This window comes from Alkalimarinus coralli, from assembly GCF_023650515.1.
Classification (GTDB): Bacteria; Pseudomonadota; Gammaproteobacteria; order Pseudomonadales; family Oleiphilaceae; genus Alkalimarinus; species Alkalimarinus coralli.
Map to the genome: position 1 here is coordinate 4,581,198 of NZ_CP096016.1, position 26,303 is coordinate 4,607,500.

Here is a 26,303-nt window from a genome sequence, read left to right on the forward strand (position 1 = left end):
GGTGGAGTAGTTATGTCGTTTAAGGTTTTTATGGTTGGTCTTATCGCTAAAGCTCAATTGCTCAAGCGGTTGGCTGCTCTATTTTTTATTGTGGCGTCAGGCTTCTTATCAGGTTGCTCGAGCAATGGGCTATTGCAATCTGCTCGAAGTGTCTCGACCGATAGCGTTGACGAGTTAAACCAAACGCTTGATCAAGACCTCGCGCAGTATGATAAACAGCTACCTCCGCAGCTACCCGATAGTGTTGCAAATGCGCTACTTCCGCCAGTGGGGGCAGCACCGGTAAAGAGAGAGCAAAATAAGCGTTTTGATTTGGCGGTAAATGGCGTCGATGCAAAAGAGTTCTATCGAAGCCTGGTTAAAGGCACAAAATACAATGTGGTTGTTCACCCTGATGTAAAAGGCAGTATTAGCTTAGAGTTAGACAATGTAACAGTTCCTCAGGTGATGTCGCTGACTAAAGAGCTGTATGGTTTCGACTATTTAGAAAGTAACAATCTATATCGAGTAATGCCTGGAGGGCTCAGAACCCAGGTCTTCCAGATTAACTACCTCAATGTAAAGCGTATGGGCGGCTCAGAAACCCGTGTAAGTTCAGGCAGTGTGTCTGAAGGTAGCAATAGCGGGGATAATAGCAACGGCAGCAATAATAACTCTAGCGGAGACAATACCAATTCAGAAAAAGTGATTGGTACGCGAATTAGTACGACCAGTGAGAGCGATTTTTGGGCACGTCTGAGTCAAACGCTGTTATTGATTACCGGTGATGGCGAAGGGCGTACTGTTGTTGCCACGCCGAATGCCGGTGTCATTGTGGTACGGGCAATGCCGGAAGAGCTGAAAGCGGTAGAGGGTTATTTGCGTCAGACTGAACTTATTATGCAGCGACAAGTTGTGCTTGAAGCAAAGATTCTTGAAGTCGAGCTAAATGAAGGATATCAGCAGGGCATTGATTGGACTGCGGTAGAAACAAGTAGCTCGGTTGGCGCTGATGGCTCGCCGAAAAAACTCATCGGCGGCAACATGGTGTCTGACTTGATAACCAACGAAAATCTTGGTGGTGTCTTTACCGCAACGCTAAAAGTGGGAGACTTCAGCGGATTTATGCAGCTATTGGGGACTCAAGGCAGTGTTCAGGTTCTATCTAGCCCACGGATCTCCACGGTGAATAACCAGAAGGCTGTTATAAAAGTAGGTACCGATGAGTTTTTCGTGACGGATATTGATATAGACGAAGACACAGGAAGTAGCAGTAACAGCGATACTACCTCGACAGATGTGACATTAACGCCATTCTTTTCGGGGATTGCGTTAGATGTAACGCCTCAAATTAGTGAGGAAGGTAATATTATTCTTCACGTGCATCCGACGATTAGTGAGGTCAATGATCAGGAGAAGATTGTTTCGCTTGGCGACCGGGATGTCGTATTGCCCTTAGCGCTGAGTACTATTCGCGAGACTGACAGTGTCATAAAAGCCAGAAACGGCCAGATTGTGGTGATTGGAGGCCTTATTCAGAATGTGACGCGTGAGAACAACTCTTCAATACCAATACTCGGGGATATTCCGCTGCTTGGCGAATTGTTTAAGCAAAAGCGTTTTCTGCAAAAGAAAAGCGAACTGGTTATTCTGCTGAGACCTGTTATTTCAAGCGATCAGGTTTTTGAAAGCCAGCTTCGCAAAAGCCGTAAACGCTTTGGTGAATTTAGAGATACGCTTGCGTCCCCAATACCTCCCTCGTTTTAGATCGGCGTAGGGAAAGAGATATTCAACTATGTATGAGCGTTATTTCGGGCTACGGGAGTTGCCATTTTCGTTGACTCCCAATACCCACTTTTATCTTAATTCAGAAACCCATCAGCAGGCTCTGGAGCTGCTTTTGGTTGCGCTGAAAAACCGCGAAGGGTTTATTAAAATTTCTGGCGAGGTTGGAACGGGCAAGACGCTTATTTGCAGAAAGCTCTTAAATTCATTGGATGACGAGTATGTAACTGCTTACATACCTAACCCTGGACTGACCCCGGAAAGCCTCTATCTAGCCGTCGCAGAAGAGCTGGATGTAGAGGTTGATCTCGCCCTGGGTGGCCATAATGTTTTAAAACAGATCAATATAAAACTCATCGAGTTGGCATCGCAGAACAAACGAGTCGCGCTGGTGATTGATGAGGCTCAGGCGATGCCTGAAGAGACCATTGAAGCATTGAGACTGTTAAGCAATCTTGAGACAGAGTCAGCGAAGTTGCTGCAAGTCGTTCTGTTTGGCCAGCCAGAGCTCAATGAATTATTGTCGCGGCCTAGTCTAAGGCAGTTGCAACAACGTATTACTTTTCAGCATAACATCACACCACTTAACAGGCAGGCGTTGCAGCAGTACGTTGGGCATCGTATGTCATTGGCCGGATACAATGGCCCAACACTGTTTGATCGAAAAGCGGTGTCATTGCTGTATCGGTCAAGCAACGGTATTCCCAGGCTGATTAATATATTGTGTCACAAAGCCCTGATGTCTGCGTTTGGACAGGGCGATAGAGTCGTGACCCGTCGGCATGTCAAAAGGGCGATACAAGATACCGAAAGCGTCACCATGCCTCGGTTTTCCTGGTTGTCTTTGGGAGGCTCGTAATGAGTTTGATGAACGATATGTTGCGTGATCTGGAAAAGCGACAAGCGCCAGACCGTACGCAGCAGGTAGAAGCTCAAGGTTACGGGGCATTAACACAGCAGACAAACGCGAACGGTAGTCGAACGGTTATTTTGTTGCTTGCTGCGATTTTAGTCATGTTATTGCTGTTAGCCGCAGGTTGGTGGTATTTGCAACGACCGGCAGAAGTGGCGGTTGGAACGGACATTGTTGAACAAAACCAGGCTGAACCGACAGCGCGCGAGGTCATCGGGAAGGTGGTTCGAACACCATCAACCAAGGTTGCTTCGGAAGCCAGTGCTGTTTCTGACTCGTCTGAAGGTCGCTCTTTGCCCAGTCGTGCGGTTCAGAGTGAGCCTGTTGCAGCTCCAGCTCCTGTGGCTGAAGCGGCCAAAGTCAATATCGCTCAGCTCGATGCTGCTGATGTCAACTCTGCACCAGAGACGTCTGGCAGGGCGCGCAATATTGAAGTTCAAGCGAATAATGACAGTCAGCTAACACCTGCTGCTGAACCTGAAATAGGCAATAGCCAGTTACCTGAGCAGCCTAAACCTCAAGCGGTTATTGCGAAGCAAACCGCCAAAGCAGTCGAGCCCGTTAAGCAGCAAACGATAGTTGAGGAAAAAAAGGCTGCAAAAGTGGCGGCTAGTAAACCAGAATCGGCTGTTATGCCGGAGCGGAATATTGCCGAGCCAATTGATCAAGTCGCCAAGCTTAGCAAGGTACTTGTTGTTACGCCTGAGCAGAAGGATGAAGCGGCTGCTGAGTCAGCATCGAAGCTAATTGCATCGGGCAATCAGCAGCAAGCAAAAGCGCAACTATATTCATTCGTAAAAAATCATGATGTAGACATTCAAAGCAGAGCCCTGTTAGTAACCCAGCTATTACAAGCGGGTGATATGCAGGGAGCGAGCGCGCTGTTAACCGAAGAAAAATTAGCCATAAGTGCGCACTTGCGACGACTAAAAGCACATATGCTGTCACAAAAAGGGCAGCCAGATGAAGCTATTGCGTTGCTCAACTCTACTCTCCCGGATGTGGCGACGGACCCTGAATACCATGTACTGTTGGCGGCGCTATATCAGCAGCAAGGCTTTAGCTCTGAGGCAACGGCAATTTATGCTGAGTTACTGAACTTTAACCCGGATGTTGCAGACTGGTGGGTGGGTATGGCGATTGCGTTGGATAGTCGGCAGCAATATTTATCGGCAAAAAAAGCCTATCAAAAGGCGCTAAGCATGAATGGCTTAAAAATAGAGTTGGCCGATTTTGCCAAGCGACGACTGGCGACATTGGGCGGCTAATGCGAAGCCTGAAAATTATGGTTCCCCGCCTTCGCGAGGATGACAAAAGAGAAAAATCGAAGGTTTAAGAAATGGCTGAACCCAAGAAAAAAATAAGAATCGGCGACCTGCTGGTGCAAAATGAGGTGATCTCGGAAGATCAGCTGATGACCGCGCTGAAAGAGCAGAAAACCAGCGGTCGAAAGCTGGGTAACACGCTGATAGACCTGGGCTATGTTGACGAAGACAACCTGCTTAACTTTTTGTCCCAGCAATTAGGTATCCCATTTGTTCAGCTGCGGCACTACCAATTTGATGACGCGCTCATCAAAAAGCTGCCGGAGAACCACGCACGTCGATTTAGAGCACTCGTACTGGATGAGCAGCAAGGTGAGCTGCTGGTCGGCATGACCGACCCCATGGATATTTTTGCCTATGATGAGCTGGGTCGAATACTTAAACAGCCAATCCGCCAGGCGGTGGTCAGAGAGAGTGAGCTGCTCAATACGTTAGATTTGGTTTATCGCCGTACTGAAGAGATCTCTCACCTTGCAGAAGAGCTGGAAGATGAGCTTGGTGATGATGCGTTTGACTTGGCGGCGCTTACGGCAACAGGGGACGACAACGAGGCACCGGTTGTAAAGTTGCTGCAATCCATCTTTGAAGATGCCGTGCAGGCAAGGGCGTCTGATATACATATTGAGCCGGACGAAAGTGTTGTGCGCATTCGTCAGCGTATTGATGGCGTGCTGCAAGAGCACGTCATGAAAGAAAAACGAATCAATGCGGCACTGGTGCTGCGTCTTAAATTGATGTCCGGGCTTAATATCTCCGAGAAACGAATTCCACAAGATGGTCGTTTTAATATTCGGGTAAAAGGTCGCAGTGTCGATGTTCGTTTATCCACCATGCCAGTGCAATACGGCGAATCAGTGGTTATGCGACTGCTTGATCAAACCGATGGTATGCTCTCGCTTCGCTCACTGGGGATGCCTGACTTGGTATTGGAGCGGTTTCGAATCGCCGTCAGCAGGCCGCACGGTATGGTGCTGGTGACCGGACCCACGGGAAGTGGTAAAACCACGACACTTTACGGTGCGCTGAGTGAGCTGAATAAACCCGAAGTAAAAATTATTACGGCAGAAGACCCGGTTGAATACCGTTTGCCACGAATCACTCAGGTACAGGTTAACTCAAAGGTCGGGCTCGACTTTTCAACGGTATTAAGAGCATCTTTGCGACAAGACCCTGATGTTATTCTGGTGGGGGAGATGCGGGATAAAGAGACCGCCGAGATTGGCTTGAGGGCTGCAATGACCGGTCACTTGGTGCTATCAACCCTGCATACCAACGACTCCGTCAGCAGTGCGATGCGGTTGACCGATATGGGGGCCGAACCCTATCTGGTGGCGAGCTCTCTATTAGGGGTGCTGGCGCAGCGGTTGATTCGTAAACTCTGTGACAACTGCAAGCAGCCTTACCAACCCACTGATCAGGAAAAGATCTGGCTTCAGGCTATGGTGCACTCGGGGGCTCACGTTCCCAGTGAGTTTACCCGTGGGGCAGGTTGCTACCAGTGCAGCAATACCGGCTATAAAGGGCGGATCGGTGTTTATGAATGGCTGGAAATGGATGAAGGCATGTTAGATGCGCTGCGCAGGAATTCACCTTCAGAATTTACCACAGCCGCTAAAAAAAGCCGATACTATCAGCCGCTTGAGGAGTGCGCGCTTGAGTATGCCAAACAGGGCATAACATCGCTTGATGAAGTGTTCCGCATATCCGCAACGCAGGAAGATGCCGAGCACCGTAAAGATATTGGCGACCTCGGGCTCGCTTAAGCGGTATATAGGATGCGTCATGCGCACCGAAAGTGGCATGAGCGTAGCAAAAGGCTCTATCCGGAAACCAAAGTGTGTGCACTCGTACCCTATAAAATTGTTTTACATGATAAGTGGTTAAAACCTGACTATGGCGCAGTTCGAATATAAAAGCAGAGATGCCAAAGGCTCAGTTATGAGTGGCCAGTTAGAGGCGGCCAATCGTGATGCGGCTGCTTCCGAGTTGCAGCGCCGTGGGCTGACGCCTGTTTCCATATCAGAGCATATTGAGAAGAAAGATGTATTCGAAGGACTAAAAAAAATAAAGCTCTTCAAACGCAAAGTGTCGCTGGAAGAGTTGATTATTTACTGTCGACAGATGAATGCGCTAACTCGTGCGGGAATACCGATAATAAGGGCGATGAGAGGTTTGGCCGACTCGACCAGCTCTGAGTTATTGCACGATACATTACACGACGTGACTGATCGCCTTGAGTCTGGTGTCAATCTGGCGACATCAATGCAGGCGCACCCTGATGTGTTCAATGACATGTTTATCAGTATGGTTCACGTGGGTGAAAACACCGGACAGCTTGAAGATGCCTTTAAACAGCTCAGCGTCAGTTTGGAGCTTGAACGAGAGACTCGCCGGCGCATAAAGCAGGCGACCCGTTATCCTATCTTTGTTGTGGTGGCACTGCTTTCAGCGTTAATGATTATTAACTTCTTTGTTATCCCCAAGTTTGCTTCAGTGTTTGCAAAGCTGGGCGCTGATTTGCCAATTTTCACTAAAATATTGATTGCAACATCAAATTTCTTTTTAGACTACTGGTGGTTGATGCTAGGCGTGTCTATCGCTGCAGTTGTATTGTTCAGGCGCTGGACAAAAACAGAGTCAGGGCACTACAAGTGGGATCGAATCAAACTGCGTTTTCCTATTGTAGGGAACTTGTTTGAGTTAATTACCCTCTCTCGTTTCTCTCGTAACTTTTCGATGATGCTGGCCGCCGGCATGCCCATTACTCATGCGCTGGCTGTCGCCGCAGAGTCGGCAAACAACAAGTATATCGGGCACCACATACTGAATATGAAATCTGGTATTGAACGGGGAGACAGCCTGCTGCGAACCGCGAATGCATCAGGTATGTTTACGCCTCTGGTGCTTCAGATGATGGCGGTAGGAGAAGAGACCGGTCAGATCGATGCGCTGTTAATTGACGTGGCTAATTTCTATGACGAAGAAGTTGATTACGGATTGTCTAAATTAGCAGAGTCGATAGAACCGATTTTGATTTTTGCCATGGGTATATTAGTACTGATTCTCGCATTGGGCGTGTTTTTACCGATTTGGGATCTTGGCAAAGCCGCATTAGGAAAATAAACAATACTCATGAAAAACAGTGCGTTATTTCACTGGTATAAACGAGAAAAGCGGCTACTCTTTGGGTTATCGGCTTGTATTATTACGGTTCTACTGGTCTTGTTAGCCCAAGCAATTGATCGTGAAATGGCCAGAGCAGAAAAGGCAATGTTCACGACGGTGTTAACCGACTTAAATGCCATGCTGATATTTAAAACCGCTGAAAAGGTTGCCCAAAACAACAAGCAGGAAATTAAAAAATTTGTAAATCATAACCCTATGGAGTGGATGGACGAGACTCCCGTAAACTATAGTGGCGTAGAAGAGGGTGATTATGCTCACGTGGCACCCGGCCACTGGTTCTTCTCGAAGCGGGAGAAGGCCATTATCTACCGGGTAATCAATAAGGATATGGTTGAATTAACCGACACGGATGAGACCGAGTTCATGCGCTTTCGAGTTGTGCTTGACTATTTGGACCATAATCGCAACCAGCAGTTTGATGAACCGACAGAACGGCTAATCGGTCTAAAATTAAAGCCTTTGCAGGGTTACCAGTGGCGACCTCTATAAAAAGGCTATGGTAGTGCATAGCAGACGTTTTAAAGAAGAACGGTGCTTTTTTAAGAGGCACAGTAACAAAGATAAATGGTGAGTAAATGAATTTTAAACAGCCGCGCGGCTTTACCTTGATCGAGCTAGTGGTCGTGATCGCAATTCTGGCGATTCTGGCAGCGTTTGCCCTGCCGCGTTTTGCCGATATGGCCGATGAAGCCCACCGCAGTAGTGTAGAGGGCAGTGGCGGAGCAATGGCTGCCGCCGTTGCACTGGTTCGGTCACAGTGGCTGGCAAGAGGTGAAGGAGGGGCTGTTCAGAACCTGCCTGGTTATGGCGATGAAACTATTGATACCAGCATTGAAGGCTGGCCAACAGGGGTCAATGGCAACACAAACCCTGATGGAATGAGTAGCACAGAATGCCGTGATTTGTGGATCAAACTACTACAAACCAGTGCGCCGAGTGTTAGTACAGGAGGTGGAAGTGATTATTCAGCCTCAGTAAATGGCGGAGACTGCCGATACACTTATCAGCGAGATAGTTTTGGCAACTATGTGCAGTATGACCCCAACCAAGGGGAGGTGTTTACCAAAATTAATTAATGACCCAATGTCATTCCAATTTTCGCGGGAGTGGTTATTTAATTCGTAGCCGTGATGAAAGGCACTTGTTAAAAAGTTTCGGGTTAGCGGGTTTTTAGAGCGATAAAGACCCTCTAGCTACTGGAAATCCCTTATCGACAGAGTTCGATAAACATTTTATAAAAGACAGATCAAAATTTATTAGCAGGAGTTGTACATGAGAAATATGATCAACATGAACAAGAAACAGTCAGGCTTTACTTTAATCGAACTGGTTATGGTTATTGTTATTTTGGGTATTTTGTCAGCGTTTGCACTGCCACGATTTGCTGATTTTGCTGGGGATGCACGAAAAGCGTCTATACAAGGCTTGGCAGGAGCTCTTAAGTCGGCTTCGGCGATTGCCCGTTCTGAGCAAATAGCAAGAGGAGGCGCATTAGGTACTACTATTACTCTTGAGGGACAGGACATAACAATGGTTAATGGTTCGCCAACAGCTGATGCAGATGGAATCACCGTAGCGGCGTCAGTTGATACGACTAATGACTACTCTGCAACGGCAGGAGCCGATTCAGGGGGTAGTACAATTACATATACTTTGGTTGGTTTCTCAGGAGCGAATTGTCAAGTTGTGTATACCGCTGCAAATGCGGCTACAGATAATACGGCCCCAGTAACTGCACCATCTTCTGTAGTTGCTACAGTAACTGGGTGTAACGGTTAATTTATCAGGAAGGGCTCTCTAGGTGCGCTATTAGAGCTCACTCATTGCACTATGCATGTTTCGAGCAATCGTGGATTCACTATCATAGAGCTGGTCATGGCGCTAGTTATAATCGGTATTCTTAGTGCTAGCGCTATGGCTCTTTTCTCTTCCCGCAGTGGCTATTCAGCCTTTCTCGCGAAAGATCAATTTATCGCCGCTGCGTTGCAAACCCAGCAAATCGCGCTCGCACTAGAAAGCAGTACGACCCCTTCTTCGTTGACCGTAGCACTTGATAGCGGCAACTGGGTCTTTACCGTCAATAAAGAGACCGTGCCGATTACGGTGTTATCTTCCGATGCTGCGGGTGGCAGCCTTACTATCAATGGAACAACTTTAACCGGCTCACAAAGCTTTAGTTATAACCGCTCGGGCAGTTTAACCAACAATACCAACTACACACTTGTATTTACATCAGGCAATAGCCATACCGTTTGTTTGGCTGCATCAGGTTATGCCTATAGCCCTGCCTCTGGTAACTGCTTATGAAACCTGCTCACAAGCAACGCGGTATGACGCTGGTGGAAATGGTGATCTCCATTGTGCTGATCTCTATCGCCATGACGGCGGTACTCACTGCTTTTAGTACGTCAATGGGCAGAAGTTCAGACCCGCTTTGGAAAAATAAGTCCCTTAAGCTAGCTCAACTGTATTTGGATGAAATTTTGAGCAAGAAGTATGATGTGAGCACGCCACTGGGCGGTGTTCCAGCGACACCTGTTGGCGCTGTGAGCTGTAACGTCTCGGGGCCTAAAGCAGGCAGCCGAGCAAGCTATAATAACGTCGACGACTATAACGGCATAAACGAAAAACCTCAGTTTGTGACCGGTGCGGCCCTTGGCGCATATGATGGCTACAACGTAAAGGTATCGGTGGTTTGTGCCGGTGACGATGTAGGGTTGGCTACAAACAATGCGAAGCGTATAACGGTAACCGTTACCCCGCCGGGTCAATCACCAATGCCGTTTAGTGTGTATCGGAGTAACTTCTGATGAATGACCTCCGCACTCACAAAGGGTTCACTTTGGTTGAGTTGGTGATCGTGATTGTTATTGCAGGTATTTTAGCGGTGGGCTCGGTGCAATTTGTGGGGCAGGCAACTCAAGGGTATTCAGACGCAGCCGACCGCCAGCAATTGGCCACTATTGGTTGGATTGCGTCAGAAAAAGTCAGCCGGGAGCTACGTAACGCACTGCCTAATAGTCTGCGGCTCGACTCAAATACGGTTAAAAAATGTATTGAGTTTATCCCTGTGATCAGCGGCTCTCACTACCTGACTTTGCCAGGGGCAACCCCGGCAACACCAAAATCCTTTACTGCTGTCGCATCGGGCTTTGTATCAACCCCGACCGATACACGAATCGCGGTATACCCCACAAGTACCAGTGATATATATAGCAGTGGGTCAGGCTCTCTGAGCAGCAGTGATATTGACAAGCTCGACATTGACACCCCCAGTGCAGGAATAGACACCATTACCCTGACTAATAGCTTTTCTTTTTCGACAAGCTCCCCTGAGCGACGATTTTTTTTCACCCAAAGCCCCATAATGTATTGTATTGAAGGATCACGACTGAATCGTTATAGTGATTATGGTATTAGCCCATCCTTCCCGTCACCGTCTAATCCACAGATTATTATTGATAAACTTAATTTCTCTTTATCTTCGTTTGCTATTTCGCCAGCAACACTTACTCGCAACGCGATCGTTGCCATGCAGTTCGCCCTTGAAAACGGAGCCAAACATAGTGTTGACCAGGAGGTTCAGATTAGAAATGTTCCTTAATGTTCAACCTCCTGTTTTAGCAAAGCAGCGCGGTATTGGTCTTCCGGTTGCACTCTTTGTGATTACGGTGCTGGCTCTGATTGTCATCGCGTTGACTGACCTCGAAGAAAGCTCAGGTGTGAGCTTTAGCCTGGATATCAACTCAATGCGAGCGTTTTATGCGGCGGAAAGTGGGGCACAAATTGATATGGCAAAAATATTCCCCGTAGGTGGTAGTGTCGCCAATTGCAGTGCGTCAACTTCAACCGTTACCTTTCCTTCCACAGCCGCTGGATTGAGTGGTTGTTCGGCCACTGTAGAGCGCAGCTGTGTGGTTGTTGATAGTAATAAATATTTTTCGCTAAGAAGCACCGGCGCATGTGGTAGTGGAATCGATAGGGCTGAGCGGGTTATTGTGGTAAGGGCGAGGCAGTAAAGCATGAGTCCGAGTCTTTGTGTTAGCTATGTCCGTATTGCTATAGCGCTAGTGCTGTTTCTATGTGCCTCTACAGCGAATAGCGTTGTTGTATTCAATGATGACTTTGAAAGTGGCCTGGGAAACTGGTCTATCTCTTCAGGGGCTGGCAGTGCAGTGATTAATACCCAAACAGCTAATTCACCGAGTAGATCACTCAGGCTGGGAGAAAGAGCTGTTGCGTTGGATAGCGCTGTAATTGATACATCAGGTAGTGTTGGGGTTGAAGTCAGTGCCTGGATAAGAAGAGGCAGCGATAGTTTTAGTGAAGATCCTGACTCTGGTGAAGATCTAAGTATTCAATACCGGGATGCCTCAAATAATTGGATTACGTTAGAGACCTTTTCTGGAAGTGGCACCCAAGGTGAAATATTTGATCGGCAATATACGTTAGGGAGTGACTCGGTGCATGCCGGTTTTCGCCTTCGGCTAAGAGTTGCTGATGGAGACGGTTCACCTTTCGACTATTGGCACGTAGATGATGTGGTTGTTGATACCATTTCGAGTGCGACCCTGCCCACAAGCGCCCGTGCAGAATGGCGGTTTGATGAAGAGGCGCTTTCTGGGGCTGCCGATGAAGTCCGAGATAGCAGTGGAAATAACTATCATGGCCTTTCAAACAATGTAACCCCTACTACAGGTTTGTTATGTAATGCAGCAGACATGAGTGCTACGGGAATTAGCGACTTTATATCGGTCAATGGCAACGCACTGGATGGCCTGTCTGATTTTACGATTGTTGCTTGGGTGCAAACGACTCAATCAAGCACGTTTGCCATGCTGTCAGCAGCCAATGGCAATAGTGATCTGGAAGCCAACGAGGCAGTATTTCTATTTGATAACGGCAATGAGTTTTGGCCGGCTATCACCTCGTCGAACTTTAACAGCAATACTAAGCTGCCTGCCACTTCGGCCCTTAACAACGGCAGCTGGCATCAGGTCGCTTGGACAAGAAATGCGTCGACCGCGCAAAGCTGTTTGTTTGTTGATGGCGTGCTTGAAGGCTGTGTGACCCATACTGACGGCAATGATAACAGTCCTCTTGATGTTGCAGTGAATGGACTGATCCTGGGGCAAGAGCAAGATGACTTAGCTGGAGGTTACGATGCGACACAGGCTTTGGAAGGGCTTCTGGATGAGATGATTGTGTTTGACAGTAGGCTAAATAGTGCGCAGCTAACCACAATCAAAAACAATATTGAATCAGGCAGCAACTGGGATGGCTCTGCTCGATCCTGTTCCCTGACTGTGGCATCAGACCTCGAATTCCGAATGGATGAAGCGAGCTGGAGCGGGGTTGCAGATGAGGTGGTCGATAGCTCAGGAAATAACGATCATGCCTCGGCTAGAGGCGGGCTCACGACGGTTGACTCAGGGCACTTATGCCGTGCTGGTGATTTTGATGGTGTGGATGATTATATTGAGTCAAATGACATATACGACTCACTTAAGGGTACATCTTCCATGAGCTTCTGGATAAAAACCACACAGACCGGTGATAACACGGGGTGGAGGGCGCCAGGCATTGCAGGCATTGAACAGTCTGGAGGCTCAGATGATATATTCTGGGGGTGGCTAGATGCATCTGGCCGCATAGGGTTGTCAGTCGCCAATGATTTTACAACCAAGTCAACCATAGCAATTAATGATGATGTCTATCACCATATTGTACTTACGAGGGATGCAACCTCAGGCGCGTATAAAATATACATCGACGGAAATCTAAACAAAAGTGGTACGCTGACAACAGGTATTATCGGCAACTCATTTTCCAGTCTTGGCCGAATAGAAGACACCGGTGGAACGCCTGAGTATTTTGAAGGGGTTCTGGATGAAGTGAAAGTTTTTGGCAGGGTGCTTGATGATGCCGATGTCACAGACCTGTTTAATGAAACCCGTGATTGCCCGATAATTAGCGGTTGTGCAGCAAGCTTTCCTGATGGTATTAGCAGTCATAACAACGGGACTGTTGATTTTGGCTCTATAGCACAGTTATTTTCAAGCCCTGATGGTGTTCTGGATGCTGCGACAGTTAACAGAAATGGGGGGAACCTCGGTGTACGTACATGCGATACCGTAGACTGTACCGCCAGCGGAGCTGCAGTACCAGAATTAGACCCGGGAAGCTTTCCGTCATTTACCTCAAGCCAAGGTTTAAATGTGGGGTGGGGTGAGACTAAGGTGCTTGGGGATGTAGGTGATACCGATACATACAATAATGTATCGGTTTCAGGTAATGGTGTATTAAATGTAAGTTCAACCTATACAGAATATTATATAAACAACCTGTCCTTGATGTTTGGTAGTGTATTAAATCTTGCACCTGGGGACTACTGGGTGAACTCTCTCTCTATCAGCTCCAGCGCGACGATAACTGTTGTGGGAACAGGTACAGCCAGACTATTTGTAAACAATACATTATCAGTTGGGTCGGCGACCTTAATTAACTCACCGTCACTGACCAATGAAGGATCACCTGAAAAGTTATTCATATTTGGCTATGGGAACGTTACCCTTAATTCAACTTCTACGACTTCGGCTATCGTATACGCTCAAGGTGATATGACGTTAAGGTCTGAATCTTATCTATATGGTGCTGCCACTGCGGATGATATTACTCTGGACTTTGACTCTCAAGTCACCTATGACGCCGACGCGGTGTCGCTGATTGATTTAGGCTCAATCTGTGGAGGCGGATCTGGTGGTTGCAGTTTGGGGAGTTTTTTAGTTAGCCAGCCTGAGTATGGTCTGGCATGCCCCAATGCTCGCGCGGTAGTTAATATCAAAGCACTATGTGCCGGTTCGACAACAACAAAAGATGATTATTCTGGTGTAATAAATCTCACTAGCGATGAAAGCACACAAAGTGAATTCTATCTGGCGACATCTGGCGGCGCCCCTGTTAATAGCGTCACTCTTGATAGTAGTCATAATGGTGAGGTTGATGTTTATCTGTTCCACAAAAATGAAAACCATGACCTTAAAGTAACAGCAGAAGACACAACCCTGGCGGTTAGTTCTACTGCTATAGATGGAACGGACTTTAGAACTTCCGGCTTTGAAGTTGACCGGGCTTCAGACTTTGATTTTGCATGCGGCGCGACTCAATCATTGACGGTAACCGCAACCGGCCAGGATACTGCGGGCGGTGCTGCCTGCAATACATTGACCGGGTTTAACGGAACTAAAACCTTAAAGGCATGGGCTGATGTGAATATTGACCCAGCAACACCTGGTATAAAAAATACAGGATTGCCAGAGCGTATTTTATTAAACGGTCAGTCAGTGGCTGAAACGAAACCTGCGACTCACAATGTGACGGCAGACTTTAATGCGGGAGTTGCGACCCTGTCGGTGGGCTATATGGATGTAGGTGAAGTGATAGATGTTAGCTTCGTACATGATGAAGCACCCTATGATGGCTCGGTGCCTGAAATATCTGACCCCTCAGACCCAGGGTTAAAAGGTTCGACTGGCTCATTTGTCGTGTACCCAAAAGAGGTGCAAGTAAGTACAACATCGTCTTGCTCTGGTACTTTAAAAGACTGCCCACTATTCGCCAAGGCAGACGAAGAGTTTGCCGTTACAGGTAAAGCAGTTTGCGATAACGGCACTGATGTCGCTAAGAGTTATATTGGAACCGTTAGCCTGACTCATGCTGTTTCTGCGCCATTGTCCGGGAGTAACGGTACGTTAACTAACAATACATTGACGTTTGCAAAAAATGATAAAGGCGTCGTAACCGAGAGCAACAAGAAAATAAGTGAAGTGGGTGTCTTCAAAATAACGTCCGAACCTGAGGATTATTTTGGAAAAGATGTAATATCGCTTTTTGTTTCGACTAATATCGGGCGGTTTTACCCAGACAGGTTTGATGTCTCTGCCATCAATAATGGAAGCTTCTCTAAAAGTTGTGACTCATACTCCTATGTAGGCCAACCCTTCGGCTACAGCGATGCACCTAGTATGTTACTAACGGCAAAAAGCGTTGACGGTGCGGTGACAGAGAATTATACCCATAGTGATTTTATGAAGCTCATAGCCACAGATGTCGAGCGAGGTTTTCCTCTTTCCGACAACCTTACGAACGGCGCTGATGGTGTGACGTTAATGGCCGTTTCTACGGTTCCTGTCACTGGTTCGCTTTCAGTTACCGCAAATGCAGGTGTAATGAGCTATAGGTTTGACTCGAATGATAAATATACATACACCCAGAATAGCAACGCTACAATTGCCCCTTTTATATCTGACCTGAGCATTACAACCACTAAAATTGAAGATAAAGAAGGGGTGAAAGCTTCGTCACTACCAATTTTTAAACCTGTCGGGGCTGATATCCGGTATGGGCGGTGGGTCATGGAGAACGTGTTTGGGCCTGAAAACATGAGTTTAAGCATGCCTGGCTATTTGCAATATTTAACGTCTACAGGGTATGCGCTGAATACAGATGACAAGTGCAGCGCTATCTTAACAGCCGACATTTCATCAGGCCCAAGTGGAAACTCCAGTCCCGGAGAGATCAAGGATATTACAGTTAAAAGTGGAAGTACGGACTTTTCATATGATCAAAATCTAGATGGTGGGCCGTCAACAGGGGAGGGAAGTTTCAGCTTTACTGCGCCAGGAGCAGGCAATGATGGAACAGTGGAAATTAGTCTGGACTTGTCTTCACAGTCCTGGCTCAGGCATGACTGGGATGGTGATGGCGCTGTTGAAGACCACCCTCCTGTAACCGCTACATTTGGCCGTTATCGAGGTCATGATCGAATTATCTACTGGCGAGAAGTGAATAATTAGAAAGACGTTGTAGCCCTGATGCAGCGAAGCGGAATCAAGGAAAGGCATTGGCACACTGCCTATGTCGAGGTTTAGGGAAATAAACCCTGATTCCAGTCGTTCCTCATTTCATCAAGGCTACGGCTAAAAGTCTTATTCGTCCTCGTCTCCCGCTGCGCCCATATCCAACTCTTTAATCTTGCGGGTCAGCGTATTACGCCCCCAGCCAAGCAAAATGGATGCATCTCTTCTTCGACCGCCCGTATGCTTTAGTGCAGACTCAATCATTATTTTTTCAAACTCGGGTACTGCTGTATCGAGAATGCCTTGTTTTCCGCGCTTGAGCTCTTGCTCTGCCCAATTTCGGAGCCCTTCCTGCCATGTGGTGCCTGTCGCTGAGGCTTCATCCTGATCCAGTAATTCAGGGGGGAGATCTGTTATATGTATTTCACGGCCGCTTGCCATAACGGTTAACCAGCGACAGGTGTTTTCAAGCTGCCTAACGTTGCCAGGCCAGGGTAACCCGCTCAGGTATTCCGCAGTTTCTTCTCTCAGTATTTTAGGGGACACCGCCAACTCTTCAGCGGCTTTATTTAAAAAGTGAGCGGTAAGGCGCGCAATATCTTCGCGCCGCTCGCAAAGCTTCGGCAGGTGAATACGGATCACATTGAGACGGTGAAACAAGTCTTCTCTAAACGACCCTTCCTGCACCAGTTTCTCAAGATTCTGGTGTGTCGCAGCAATGATTCGTACATCAACTTTAACGGCGCTGGCGCCACCGATCCTGTAAAACTCACCATCGGCTAGCACTCGCAATAGCCGGGTCTGCGTATCGGCCGGCATATCACCAATTTCATCAAGAAACAACGTACCGCCATTGGCTTGCTCAAAGCGCCCCTGGCGCTGTCCTCCAGCACCGGTGAATGACCCCTTCTCATGTCCGAAAAGTTCTGATTCGATCAGGTCTTTAGGTATTGCCGCCATGTTGAGGGCAATAAATTCCTCACCGGCGCGAGGACTATGCTGGTGCAGCGCTCTGGCTACAAGCTCTTTACCAGACCCTGATTCGCCGTTGATAAGTACCGTGATGTTAGATTGGGATAGGCGCCCGATGGCTCTGAAAACCTCCTGCATGGCAGGTGCTTCGCCAATTATTTCGGTTTCATTTTTCAGATTTTCAGTAGATTTTTCGAGTTTCTGAGCGCGCTGCTCTTGCGAATGAGTGACCGCCCTTTTTACCAATGCCACAGCTTCATCAACGTCAAATGGCTTTGGCAGGTACTCAAATGCACCGCTTTGATATGACGAAACCGCGCTATCGAGATCAGAATGAGCTGTCATAATGATTACAGGTATTTCTGGGTGTTGGCTATTAATCTCACCCAGAAGTTCGAGTCCATCAATGCCTGGCATACGGATATCGCTGATAATGGCGTCAGGTGTTTCGCGCTGTAACCGGTTGAGAATGCCGTCTCCGTTTTCGAAGGATTCAATTACGAGCGCTTCCTGTCCCAGCGCTTTCTCTAACACCCAGCGAATTGATCGGTCATCATCTATAACCCATACATTTGGTGTTCCGGTCATTACTCAAGCTCCAACTTATTCTCTAGGGGAATAAAAATTATGAAATTCGTTTTTCCTGGCTTACTTTCGCACTCAACAAGCCCGTGATGCTGCCCGATAATGCCTTGAGTGATAGACAGCCCAAGCCCGGTGCCCTCAGCGCGCCCACTCACCATCGGGTAGAAGATGTTTTGTAGCAGGTTGTCCGGGATGCCCGGGCCATCATCAATGATATCAACGCGAAGTACCAATCGGTGGCGAGTGTGGCCTATGGTGAACTGCCTCAACGGGCGTGTTTTGAAGATAATATTACCGGGCTCTTTCCTACCTGTTTGTTGAGTCAGTGCCTGCATCGCGTTTCGGGATATATTCAAAAAGGCTTGAATAAGCTGCTCTTTGTCGCCTTGAAACTCGGGGATACTGGGGTCGTAATCTCTGACCAGTCGCACCCGGTCTTTTGCCTCCACGTTGATCAAACTATAGACTCGCTCAAGCACTTCGTGGATGTTGGTTGATTCGAGCGTAAATGCTTTATTCGGCCCCAGCATTCTGTCTACCAGGTTTCTAAGCCGGTCAGACTCTTCAATAATTATTTGCGTGTATTCATGCAGTGAAGGGTCTTTTAACTCGCGTTCCAACAACTGCGCGGAGCCTCTTATGCCGCCTAGAGGGTTCTTTATTTCGTGCGCCATTCCTCTAATAAGAATTCGTGTGGTTTCCTGGTTTGCAAGAAGCTCTTCTTCTCGGCTGATTCTTAACAAGCGGTCTCTTGGTTGAATCTCAATCAGGAGTACCGGAGGCGCAATGCCGGCGGCAGGGGATGCCGAGTAATCAACGGTGATAATGTTTCCGTTATGGAGTAAAAATTCTGCTTCCCGCTTTGTGTATGAGTGGCCTGCTTCTATGGAGTGTTTTAACGAATCTGTGCTATCGGGTGTTTCTATAAATAAATCCCGAACGAATGCGCCGTTGGTTCTTTTTCCACTGACCTCTAACAGAACTTCGGCAGAAGGGTTGATATAAATGGCCTTCAAATCCTGATCCAGGAGAATCACTGCTGTGGATAGGTTCTCAAGTAGGCTTTTGTGAAAATTGCTCGTTAGCATCGCATCGCATCCTGTAGTTACCTTGCTAAAGCAAAAACCAAACCATCTTTAATAAATATGCCGAAGTAACGATTTGGTGGCTCTAATTTACCTAAAATAGCATGAGAGTGCTCTAAAAAGGAGCTTTGTGAGCAGGTTAAGACGCATCAAACTTGTATTTGATGCGTGATTAATGGGCGATTAATTTCCGAGGATGGTAATAATTGGCGCAAACCTTAAGGTGTTATGAAATTTGCGCACTATTGTGGTGCGCATTGCTGATGGTCATTTTAATTTGCTCTGGGTGTTTTTCGTGGTGCTTGGGGCCTATGAATTGTAAAGGTTGTTATATCGCTGCTAATAAGAACCTTTCCATCGCCGTCGATGACATTGACCTGTAGTTGGTGGGTGCCTCGATCTACATTGCTTAGCCCAAAGCTTCCGCTTTTGTTGCTATCGTAGGTTGTGCCATCCATCACGAGTTGAATGGAGTGCTGGGGCATGAGCGCTGGTGTGGTTTCGGATGAGATAGAGACTTGACCGTTACCTGAGTTAAATGCGCTGTCATTGGCAGGCTGGTTGATAACGATGCTTTGATAGGGGGCTTGTGGCTCAGTAGTGTCAGAGGTATTACTTGTAAATACATCGCCAGGCTTGGGCAATACAATACTCTGTGGGTTTTTGACCTTTATTTTTTCAGCCCCTTCTCGCGGTTGGTCACTGTATTCTACGACGCCGTCTTTGTTGATTGATTTATAAACATCAGCCTGAACTGGAGCGATGGCTGTGAGCGTTGCCGCAATGAAAAAACTTATTTTCGTCATATTCATGTTCGTTCAATTGACCTGCTTGAAAAAGTGATTGGTAGAGAGCTTTGCACGATGTTATGAGCGAATCAAAGACAAGGCAAAAAATGACGAAAAAGCGCAGTTTATGGTCTATAAATGAGCATTTAGAGTCATTTTTTAACGCTGTATTTGTAAGCGCAGTAGTCGTGCAAAACTCTCTAGTAATGAGTCTATAGGTATTTAAAGGACACGGTTATAGCAATATTAGCAGTAGATGCTTGAATGGGCGAAAAAAAAAGCCCCAACAATAATGTGGGGCTTTTTATATGTAAGCTATAAAGTACTAACTTACGGGCTCACTTTTTTAGTAAGTGATGGATACCTTACAGCGAGTAGTACATGTCAAACTCAACTGGGTGAGTTGTCATGTTCAAGCGCTCAACTTCTTCACGCTTCAGATCCAGGTAGCCCTGAATCATATCTTCTGTGAAAACGCCGCCTTTGGTTAGGAACTCGTGATCAGCTTCCAGGCTATCTAAAGCTTCTTCCAGTGTTGCTGCTACAGTTGGGATTTCTGCTGCTTCTTCTGCTGGCAAGTCGTACAGATCCTTATCCATTGCATCCCCAGGGTGTAGCTTGTTCTGGATGCCGTCAAGGCCTGCCATTAGCATTGCAGAGAATGCCAGGTATGGGTTACCTGTTGGATCAGGGAAGCGAACTTCGATACGACGTGCTTTCGCGCTGTTAACGAAAGGTATACGGATCGACGCAGAACGGTTACGAGCAGAGTATGCAAGCATTACTGGTGCTTCGAAACCTGGAACCAGACGCTTGTATGAGTTGGTTGATGCGTTAGTGAAAGCGTTAATTGTTTTAGCGTGCTTGATGATACCACCAATGTAAAACAATGCGTTTTCAGACAGGCCTGCATAGCTGTCACCAGCCATTAAGTTCACGCCATCTTTCGAGATAGACTGGTGTACGTGCATACCAGAACCGTTGTCTCCAACTACTGGCTTAGGCATGAATGTAGCTGTTTTACCGTATGCGTGCGCAACGTTATGTACACAGTACTTAAGAATCTGTACTTCGTCAGCTTTCTTAACCAGTGTGTTAGGGCCTACGCCGATTTCACACTGACCAGCAGTACCTACTTCGTGGTGGTGTACTTCGATTACCAAGCCCATTGCATCCATCGCTGAACACATTGCTGCACGAAGGTCATGTAGTGAATCAACTGGAGGAACAGGGAAGTAGCCGCCTTTAACCCCTGGACGGTGACCCGTGTTACCACCTTCTATATCTTCATGAGAAACCCATGCTGCTTCTTCTGAGTTGATAGAGTACATGGAGCCGTTCATGTCTGTTTTCCACTTGACGTCGTCAAATACGAAAAACTCAGGCTCAGGACCAAACAGTGCAGAATCACCAATTCCGGTAGACTTCAAATACTCTTCAGCGCGACGGCCAACAGAGCGTGGATCACGCTCGTAGCCTTGCATAGTGGTAGGCTCAACGATATCGCAACGCAGGTTAAGCGTGGTATCTTCAGTAAATGGGTCGATAACGGCAGTTTCGTCATCTGGCATTAGGATCATGTCTGATTCGTTGATGCCTTTCCATCCAGCAATGGATGAGCCATCAAACATTTTGCCTTCTTCAAAGAAATCTTCGCTGATTTCGCGAACAGGAAGAGATACGTGCTGCTCTTTTCCTCGAGTATCAGTGAATCGAAGGTCTACCCATTTTACGTCGTGTTCTTTAATGAGGTTCAGAGTTTTCTCTGACATTCTATATACTCCATCTGATTGATGATTGTTTAACTATCGCCCCGGGCGCGTATGTTAAGTTGCCTTCGCGCTCACGTTCGTATTGCTGCACCATATATGACGCAGATAATGTCTGGCAATGGGCTACAAGTTTGAAGAAAGCAGCGAGAGAATAGCATGACTTTCAGCAAGTTTCTCCAAAATTTTGTTGCACTCCTATATGCAATATGCTGGCCAATATATCGATCTGCTCATATATCCATATAAAACAGTCGGTTAATTATATTTGTCTTTTTATATCTCAAAGAAATGATCTGTTATGGTGCGCACGACCTGATGAATGCACTAATATAGCGCGCATTTGGTCTGCTGTGTGATTGAGTGCGCGATAACGTGGCAAATGCGTGGATTGAAAGCTTTTTCTTTATCCTTGTTCTTCCATGCTGTACAATTCGCGTCCATTTTTTCATTGTCATAATGGTAAAGCTTGTGATTCAGAATCTTCGTAACATCGCCATCATCGCTCACGTTGATCATGGTAAAACGACCCTGGTTGATAAACTACTGAGCCAGTCCGGCACCCTTGAGCGTAAGGATGAAGGTGCTGAACGCATCATGGACTCCAATGATCAGGAAAAAGAGCGGGGTATTACCATTCTGGCGAAAAACACCGCAATAAGCTGGAATGACTATCGCATTAATATTGTGGACACCCCGGGGCACGCAGACTTTGGTGGCGAAGTAGAGCGTGTTTTGTCTATGGTTGACTCTGTACTGTTGTTGGTGGATGCCGTTGACGGCCCGATGCCTCAGACGCGATTTGTAACCTCAAAAGCGTTCGAAAAGGGATTGCGTCCAATTGTTGTCATTAACAAAATCGACCGCCCAGGCGCCAGACCTGACTGGGTTATGGATCAGGTTTTTGAGTTGTTTGATAACTTGGGTGCAACAGATGAACAGTTGGATTTCCCTGTCATTTATGCGTCTGCGATCAATGGTATTGCCGGTCTTGATCCTGAAGATATGGCTGAGGATATGACTCCCCTCTATGAGATGATCACCGAAAAAGTGCCTGCGCCGGATGTTGACCCGGAGGGTGCATTTCAGATGCAGGTGTCTGCACTGGCATATGACAGTTATGTGGGGGTTATTGGCGTAGGGCGTATTACGCGAGGTACTCTGGCGCCTAACCAGCAAGTCATTGTAAAAAGCGCCAATGGTGATGAGCGCAAGGGCAAAGTGCTTAATGTTAAGGGTTACTTAGGTCTTGAACAGGTTGAGACACAGTTGGCGACAGCGGGCGATATTGTTTGTATTAATGGTATCGATGGTTTGAGTATATCAGATACTCTGTGTGACCCTGAGTGCGTAGAGTCATTGCCGGCGCTAAGCGTCGATGAACCAACAGTAAGCATGACGTTTATTGTTAATGACTCTCCATTTGCAGGTAAGGAAGGTAAGTTTGTAACAACGCGAAATATCAAGGATCGCCTGGATCAAGAGCTGATACATAATGTGGCACTACGTGTTACCCAAGGGGATACGCCTGATAAGTTTGTGGTGTCTGGTCGTGGGGAGCTGCATTTATCTGTTTTGATTGAGACTATGCGACGCGAAGGTTTCGAAATGGGGGTTTCCCGCCCTGAAGTGGTGCAGAAGCAGGTTGGCGATGAGATTCACGAGCCATTTGAGCAGGTTGTTATTGATGTTCAGGAAGAGCATCAAGGCTCCATTATGGAAGAGTTGGGCTTGCGTAAGGGCGAGCTGACAAATATGGAACCAGACGGAAAGGGTCGTGTCCGGCTGGAGTTTATTATTCCATCGCGGGGCTTGATCGGGTTTCGCGGCACGTTTCTGACTCTGACTTCAGGTTCGGGAATCATGACGAGTATCTTTGATCACTACGGGCCGGTTAAGCAAGGTGATTCGTTTAGCCGTCAAAATGGTGTCTTGGTTAGTATGGTTAAAGGTAAGACAGCTGCTTATGCATTGTTCAATATCCAGGCTCGAGGGAAGTTGTTCCTTGGGCATGCGGTGGATGTTTATGAAGGTCAAATTATAGGGCTGCACTCGCGCTCAAATGACTTGGTTGTTAACCCGATCAAGGGTAAGCAGTTGACTAATGTCAGGGCGTCAGGAACTGATGAGGCGCTTACATTGGTTCCGCCTATTAAGCATACTCTTGAGCAGGCATTGGAGTTTATCGAGGATGATGAGCTGGTAGAGGTGACTCCGTTAAGCATTCGAATTCGTAAGAAGCTATTAACCGAAAATGAGCGCAAGCGGGCAAAATAATATTGTTGCTTGCTATAGGGTAGCAGTGTTCGGTTGAAAAAAGGCGACCCCTGACAGGGTCGCCTTTTTTTGTTTTTGGTGTTCTTTCGGAATGGGTTATTCTAGATTAAACTTAACGAATGCTTGCTCACTGCGGCGGGCTTATTCTCGCCTGCACTTGGGGGCTAAAAGTAGCATGATAATTAACTCAACCGAATTGGCCTGTTCCTTATGCTAACCTTATTTCCCGATTTAGCCCCAAATGAAATCTACCGTTTTTCGGTGTCGGCCTTGCATGATATTTATGTAGAGGAGGCGGGCAACCCGAATGGCTTTCCTGTTGTCGTGATGCATGGCGGGCCAGGGCTTGGCTGTGGTCGTTATTTAAGGCGCTTTTTTGATGCGGAGCGGTTTCGAATTATTCTGATTGATCAGCGAGGGGCGGGAAAGTCGCAGCCGCTTGGCGAGCTTGATGAAAACGATGCTGATCTCGTCGTTTCCGACATGGAGCTTGTGAGGAGCAGGCTAAATATTGATAAGTGGTTAGTGTTTGGGTACGACTGGGGCGGTGCGCTAGCTATACTCTATGCCCAGCGGTACGCCCATGCAGTGGCAGGGGTATTGGTGCAGGGTGTTATGTTGGGGGGCCAAAAAGAAGTCGACTGGCTATTTAGGGATGGCTGTAATCGCGTTTTCCCCGATGGGTGGGATAAGTTTTTGGCTTTTTTGGATGTGGGCGAGTATGGCGACATTCTTGCTGCTTACTCAGAAAGGCTGAATAGCGAGAATGAGCTGGTTCAGATGCAGGCGGCTAAAGCCTGGGCGTGTTGGATGGCTAGTTGCTCAACGCTACACCCAAATCAGTCGGTCGTGGACTACTACTCCAGTCCCCATGTTGCGATAGCTTTGGCTAAACTGCAGTGCCACTATTTCTCTAGTGCCGGGTTTGGTGTATCAGAAGAAATCAAAAACGGGATGGCGCGCCTGAATGGTATTCCGGCAGTTTTGATTCATGGCCGTTATGACTTGATTTCACCCTTGAGTAGTGCGCTTGAGCTTCAGCGTGAGTGGCTGGGCTCGGAAGTCCATATTATTAGAGATGCGGGGCACTCAATAGCTGAGCCCGCGATTATTGATGCGCTATTGAGTTCGACGGGGCAGTTGCTTGATAAGGTGGGTCCTCAGATAGCATGAAAGCTATGTGTCAGATGTTTAGTCGTAAGCGCTATTAAAATTAGGCTGTATATTCTAATTTTTATGATTACTATTGTCTCAATGTTTCTGTACCAAAAAGTTATTAGCTTAGCTGTTCCGGGCGAGTTTTGTTGTTCGTGAGGGTTGTGTTTTAGAAGGGTTTAATGCTTTGAAGGGTTTAATACAGAGAGTTTCAGAAGCTTCTGTCAGGGTTGATGGAGGTGTTGTTGGTGAAATTGGTAAGGGCATCCTGTTGCTGCTTGGAGTTGAGAAAGATGACTCGCAGAAATCGGCAGATCGCCTGTTAAACAAAGTACTCTCCTATCGCATATTTGATGATGAGTCAGGGAAGATGAATTTAAGTCTAAAGGATGTAGACGGTGCGCTCCTTATAGTTTCTCAGTTTACAATCGTGGCCGATACCAAAAAGGGATTGCGTCCAGGTTTTTCGTCTGGTGCGGCGCCCGAACACGGCAGGCTTCTATATGAATATTTCGCTCGTCAGGCTGCTGAATTGAACTCCAAAGTCGAGTTGGGCAGTTATGGTGCAGATATGAAGGTGTCTTTGATTAATGATGGCCCGGTTACTTTTATGCTTGAGGGGTAGTGGTGCATCGCTTGTTTCGTTACAAAATTACGACGAAAGTATGAAATATGTATTATTTAAGCTCTGGTAGGATGCGTCTTGGTTATTGTTTGTTCATTTGCTGGTAATGGTTATGCTGGAGAGCTTAACTTATTGAAAGAGAAGGTTGTTGAGTTTTGTGAGTGATTAAATTTTGCTATTGGGATACAAAACGTTACAAAAAATATGACGATTTTCTCATATTAATTTGCAAAATTCGGCTTCATATATTACATAATAAATGTAATCATAAGCTTTAAGAAAGGGGTGTAAGGTACTGTTTATTTAAAGTTTGTTGGTGCTTGATGTGAGATCACCTAAATTCTGTTTTAAAGTTGGGTGCTGAAGTGATAGGTGTATTGATATGACGTTTTGTTTTTTGAAAACGTTTTATTAATGCGTCTTAAGCAGTAAAAATGGCTTCAAAAAAAGGTGGTTTGCAAGAAAATTTGCACATTGTAATGAAAATGACATATCTTTTTATTACAAATGGGCACAATAAGTGCTCAATAAAAGATTCAGCCTTCAAATTTTCACTAAGAAAAATGAAGTTGAAATAATTAATAAACAAAAGGAAGACGAAATGAAAAAGACTCTGATTGCTTCAGCTGTTGCGGCAGCGGCACTATCTACCTCTGCGTTCGCTATGGACCCAGCTTCTGAGCTGGCTGCAAAGCTGGATAGTATGCCTACTATCTACGGTAACATCCAAGTAGTTGCTGAATATAACGATGTTAAAACTAAATCAGTTCAGGGTGCGCCTGAGGTAGGTAAAAGTGATTACTCAATGCAAGATAATGGCTCGACTATAGGTATTAAGCACTCTCATGAAGTGGCGCCAGGTTTAACTGCGTTTTTGAAGGCTGAGTTTGAATTCAGTGCTACAGAGAAGCAGGATCCTAACCAAGGCGGCGGTGGCGGCCTGGGTGAGACTGATGAGGCTTACATTGGTCTTAAAGGTGACTTTGGTTCTGTTTGGGTAG

General features: G+C 46.8%; 21 protein-coding genes (1 of these 21 only partly in view). 17 read left to right on the forward strand and 4 right to left on the reverse strand.

All coding sequences use genetic code 11. The annotated features are described in order from the left end of the window. The first annotated feature begins 12 nt into the window (after positions 1–12). The 13 genes from mshL (at position 13) to MY523_RS20805 (ending at position 16,043) form a co-directional block, all read left to right on the forward strand. Positions 13–1,746: a pilus (MSHA type) biogenesis protein MshL gene (gene mshL / locus MY523_RS20745; RefSeq protein ID WP_250656576.1), complete on the forward strand. Its 1,734-nt coding sequence runs from the start codon at positions 13–15 to the stop codon at positions 1,744–1,746. 28 nt (positions 1,747–1,774) lie between these two features. Further along, positions 1,775–2,623 (forward strand): ExeA family protein, encoded by an 849-nt coding sequence (locus tag MY523_RS20750; RefSeq protein WP_250656577.1) that lies wholly within the window; start codon positions 1,775–1,777, stop codon positions 2,621–2,623. Next, on the forward strand, positions 2,623–3,945 hold the full coding sequence (locus tag MY523_RS20755) for a tetratricopeptide repeat protein (RefSeq protein ID WP_250656578.1): 1,323 nt from the start codon (positions 2,623–2,625) through the stop codon (positions 3,943–3,945). The genes MY523_RS20750 and MY523_RS20755 overlap by 1 nt, the downstream gene beginning before the upstream one ends. A gap of 71 nt (positions 3,946–4,016) precedes the next feature. Next, entirely contained in the window at positions 4,017–5,765 is a 1,749-nt protein-coding gene (locus MY523_RS20760) for a GspE/PulE family protein (RefSeq protein ID WP_250656579.1), read from the forward strand. Between the two features lie 130 nt (positions 5,766–5,895). Further along, positions 5,896–7,125, forward strand: a complete 1,230-nt coding sequence (locus MY523_RS20765) for a type II secretion system F family protein (RefSeq protein WP_250656580.1) — start codon at positions 5,896–5,898, stop codon at positions 7,123–7,125. 9 nt (positions 7,126–7,134) lie between these two features. After that, on the forward strand, positions 7,135–7,677 hold the full coding sequence (locus MY523_RS20770; protein ID WP_250656581.1) for a hypothetical protein: 543 nt from the start codon (positions 7,135–7,137) through the stop codon (positions 7,675–7,677). An 86-nt stretch (positions 7,678–7,763) separates the two neighbouring features. Continuing rightward, positions 7,764–8,264, forward strand: a complete 501-nt coding sequence (locus MY523_RS21865; RefSeq protein ID WP_275975276.1) for a prepilin-type N-terminal cleavage/methylation domain-containing protein — start codon at positions 7,764–7,766, stop codon at positions 8,262–8,264. Between the two features lie 196 nt (positions 8,265–8,460). Beyond that, a complete protein-coding gene (locus tag MY523_RS21870) occupies positions 8,461–8,967 on the forward strand; it encodes a pilus assembly FimT family protein (RefSeq protein ID WP_275975277.1) in 507 nt (168 codons plus the stop codon). Positions 8,968–9,018: 51 nt separating this feature from the next. Next, entirely contained in the window at positions 9,019–9,495 is a 477-nt protein-coding gene (locus tag MY523_RS20785; RefSeq protein WP_256470509.1) for a prepilin-type N-terminal cleavage/methylation domain-containing protein, read from the forward strand. Then, positions 9,492–9,998 (forward strand): type II secretion system protein, encoded by a 507-nt coding sequence (locus MY523_RS20790; RefSeq protein WP_250656583.1) that lies wholly within the window; start codon positions 9,492–9,494, stop codon positions 9,996–9,998. Before MY523_RS20785 ends, MY523_RS20790 begins: the two co-directional genes overlap by 4 nt. Continuing rightward, complete coding sequence (locus MY523_RS20795; RefSeq protein ID WP_250656584.1) at positions 9,998–10,792, forward strand: type II secretion system protein; 795 nt, start codon at positions 9,998–10,000, stop codon at positions 10,790–10,792. Before MY523_RS20790 ends, MY523_RS20795 begins: the two co-directional genes overlap by 1 nt. Beyond that, positions 10,782–11,207 (forward strand): hypothetical protein, encoded by a 426-nt coding sequence (locus MY523_RS20800; protein WP_250656585.1) that lies wholly within the window; start codon positions 10,782–10,784, stop codon positions 11,205–11,207. Before MY523_RS20795 ends, MY523_RS20800 begins: the two co-directional genes overlap by 11 nt. A gap of 3 nt (positions 11,208–11,210) precedes the next feature. After that, positions 11,211–16,043, forward strand: a complete 4,833-nt coding sequence (locus MY523_RS20805; protein ID WP_250656586.1) for a LamG-like jellyroll fold domain-containing protein — start codon at positions 11,211–11,213, stop codon at positions 16,041–16,043. Between the two features lie 132 nt (positions 16,044–16,175). On the opposite strand, the gene ntrC is transcribed toward MY523_RS20805, so the two are convergent. The 4 genes from ntrC to glnA form a co-directional block, all read right to left on the reverse strand. Beyond that, positions 16,176–17,606: a nitrogen regulation protein NR(I) gene (gene ntrC / locus MY523_RS20810; protein ID WP_250656587.1), complete on the reverse strand. Its 1,431-nt coding sequence runs from the start codon at positions 17,604–17,606 to the stop codon at positions 16,176–16,178. Then, positions 17,606–18,691 carry a nitrogen regulation protein NR(II) gene (gene glnL / locus MY523_RS20815; protein WP_250656588.1) on the reverse strand — a complete coding sequence of 362 codons (1,086 nt, stop codon included), beginning with the start codon at positions 18,689–18,691 and terminating at the stop codon, positions 17,606–17,608. The genes ntrC and glnL overlap by 1 nt, the downstream gene beginning before the upstream one ends. A 269-nt stretch (positions 18,692–18,960) precedes the next feature. Then, entirely contained in the window at positions 18,961–19,494 is a 534-nt protein-coding gene (locus MY523_RS20820; RefSeq protein WP_250656589.1) for a DUF4124 domain-containing protein, read from the reverse strand. Between the two features lie 347 nt (positions 19,495–19,841). Beyond that, positions 19,842–21,248, reverse strand: coding sequence for a glutamate--ammonia ligase (gene glnA, locus MY523_RS20825; RefSeq protein WP_250656590.1), 1,407 nt, complete (start codon positions 21,246–21,248; stop codon positions 19,842–19,844). Positions 21,249–21,716: 468 nt separating this feature from the next. Between glnA and typA the strand changes: the two genes are divergently transcribed. From typA to MY523_RS20845, 4 genes are all read left to right on the forward strand, one after another. Further along, the gene (typA, locus tag MY523_RS20830; RefSeq protein ID WP_250656591.1) at positions 21,717–23,522 is read left to right on the forward strand and encodes a translational GTPase TypA; all 1,806 of its coding nucleotides are present in this window, start codon (positions 21,717–21,719) and stop codon (positions 23,520–23,522) included. A 210-nt stretch (positions 23,523–23,732) separates the two neighbouring features. Further along, on the forward strand, positions 23,733–24,695 hold the full coding sequence (pip, locus tag MY523_RS20835) for a prolyl aminopeptidase (RefSeq protein ID WP_250656592.1): 963 nt from the start codon (positions 23,733–23,735) through the stop codon (positions 24,693–24,695). A gap of 169 nt (positions 24,696–24,864) precedes the next feature. Continuing rightward, on the forward strand, positions 24,865–25,302 hold the full coding sequence (dtd, locus tag MY523_RS20840) for a D-aminoacyl-tRNA deacylase (protein ID WP_250656593.1): 438 nt from the start codon (positions 24,865–24,867) through the stop codon (positions 25,300–25,302). A gap of 520 nt (positions 25,303–25,822) precedes the next feature. Further along, positions 25,823–26,303: the 5' end (the start) of a porin gene (locus MY523_RS20845; protein ID WP_250656594.1), read on the forward strand. It continues 632 nt past the right edge of the window; only the first 481 of its 1,113 coding nucleotides appear in the window; the start codon lies at positions 25,823–25,825; the stop codon falls past the right edge of the window.

Excerpts from the sequence above, each read along its gene's own strand:
- MY523_RS20765 (WP_250656580.1), top strand. The coding sequence starts at position 5,896 with ATGGCGCAGTTCGAATATAAAAGCAGAGATGCCAAAGGCTCAGTTATG.
- MY523_RS20755 (WP_250656578.1), top strand. The coding sequence starts at position 2,623 with ATGAGTTTGATGAACGATATGTTGCGTGATCTGGAAAAGCGACAAGCG.
- pip (WP_250656592.1), top strand. The coding sequence starts at position 23,733 with ATGCTAACCTTATTTCCCGATTTAGCCCCAAATGAAATCTACCGTTTT.
- MY523_RS20805 (WP_250656586.1), top strand. The coding sequence starts at position 11,211 with ATGAGTCCGAGTCTTTGTGTTAGCTATGTCCGTATTGCTATAGCGCTA.
- MY523_RS20750 (WP_250656577.1), top strand. The coding sequence starts at position 1,775 with ATGTATGAGCGTTATTTCGGGCTACGGGAGTTGCCATTTTCGTTGACT.
- glnL (WP_250656588.1), bottom strand. The coding sequence starts at position 18,691 with ATGCTAACGAGCAATTTTCACAAAAGCCTACTTGAGAACCTATCCACA.
- glnA (WP_250656590.1), bottom strand. The coding sequence starts at position 21,248 with ATGTCAGAGAAAACTCTGAACCTCATTAAAGAACACGACGTAAAATGG.
- MY523_RS20760 (WP_250656579.1), top strand. The coding sequence starts at position 4,017 with ATGGCTGAACCCAAGAAAAAAATAAGAATCGGCGACCTGCTGGTGCAA.
- MY523_RS21870 (WP_275975277.1), top strand. The coding sequence starts at position 8,461 with ATGAGAAATATGATCAACATGAACAAGAAACAGTCAGGCTTTACTTTA.
- MY523_RS21865 (WP_275975276.1), top strand. The coding sequence starts at position 7,764 with ATGAATTTTAAACAGCCGCGCGGCTTTACCTTGATCGAGCTAGTGGTC.
- MY523_RS20770 (WP_250656581.1), top strand. The coding sequence starts at position 7,135 with ATGAAAAACAGTGCGTTATTTCACTGGTATAAACGAGAAAAGCGGCTA.
- mshL (WP_250656576.1), top strand. The coding sequence starts at position 13 with ATGTCGTTTAAGGTTTTTATGGTTGGTCTTATCGCTAAAGCTCAATTG.
- MY523_RS20800 (WP_250656585.1), top strand. The coding sequence starts at position 10,782 with ATGTTCCTTAATGTTCAACCTCCTGTTTTAGCAAAGCAGCGCGGTATT.
- ntrC (WP_250656587.1), bottom strand. The coding sequence starts at position 17,606 with ATGACCGGAACACCAAATGTATGGGTTATAGATGATGACCGATCAATT.
- MY523_RS20785 (WP_256470509.1), top strand. The coding sequence starts at position 9,019 with ATGCATGTTTCGAGCAATCGTGGATTCACTATCATAGAGCTGGTCATG.
- MY523_RS20790 (WP_250656583.1), top strand. The coding sequence starts at position 9,492 with ATGAAACCTGCTCACAAGCAACGCGGTATGACGCTGGTGGAAATGGTG.
- MY523_RS20820 (WP_250656589.1), bottom strand. The coding sequence starts at position 19,494 with ATGACGAAAATAAGTTTTTTCATTGCGGCAACGCTCACAGCCATCGCT.
- MY523_RS20795 (WP_250656584.1), top strand. The coding sequence starts at position 9,998 with ATGAATGACCTCCGCACTCACAAAGGGTTCACTTTGGTTGAGTTGGTG.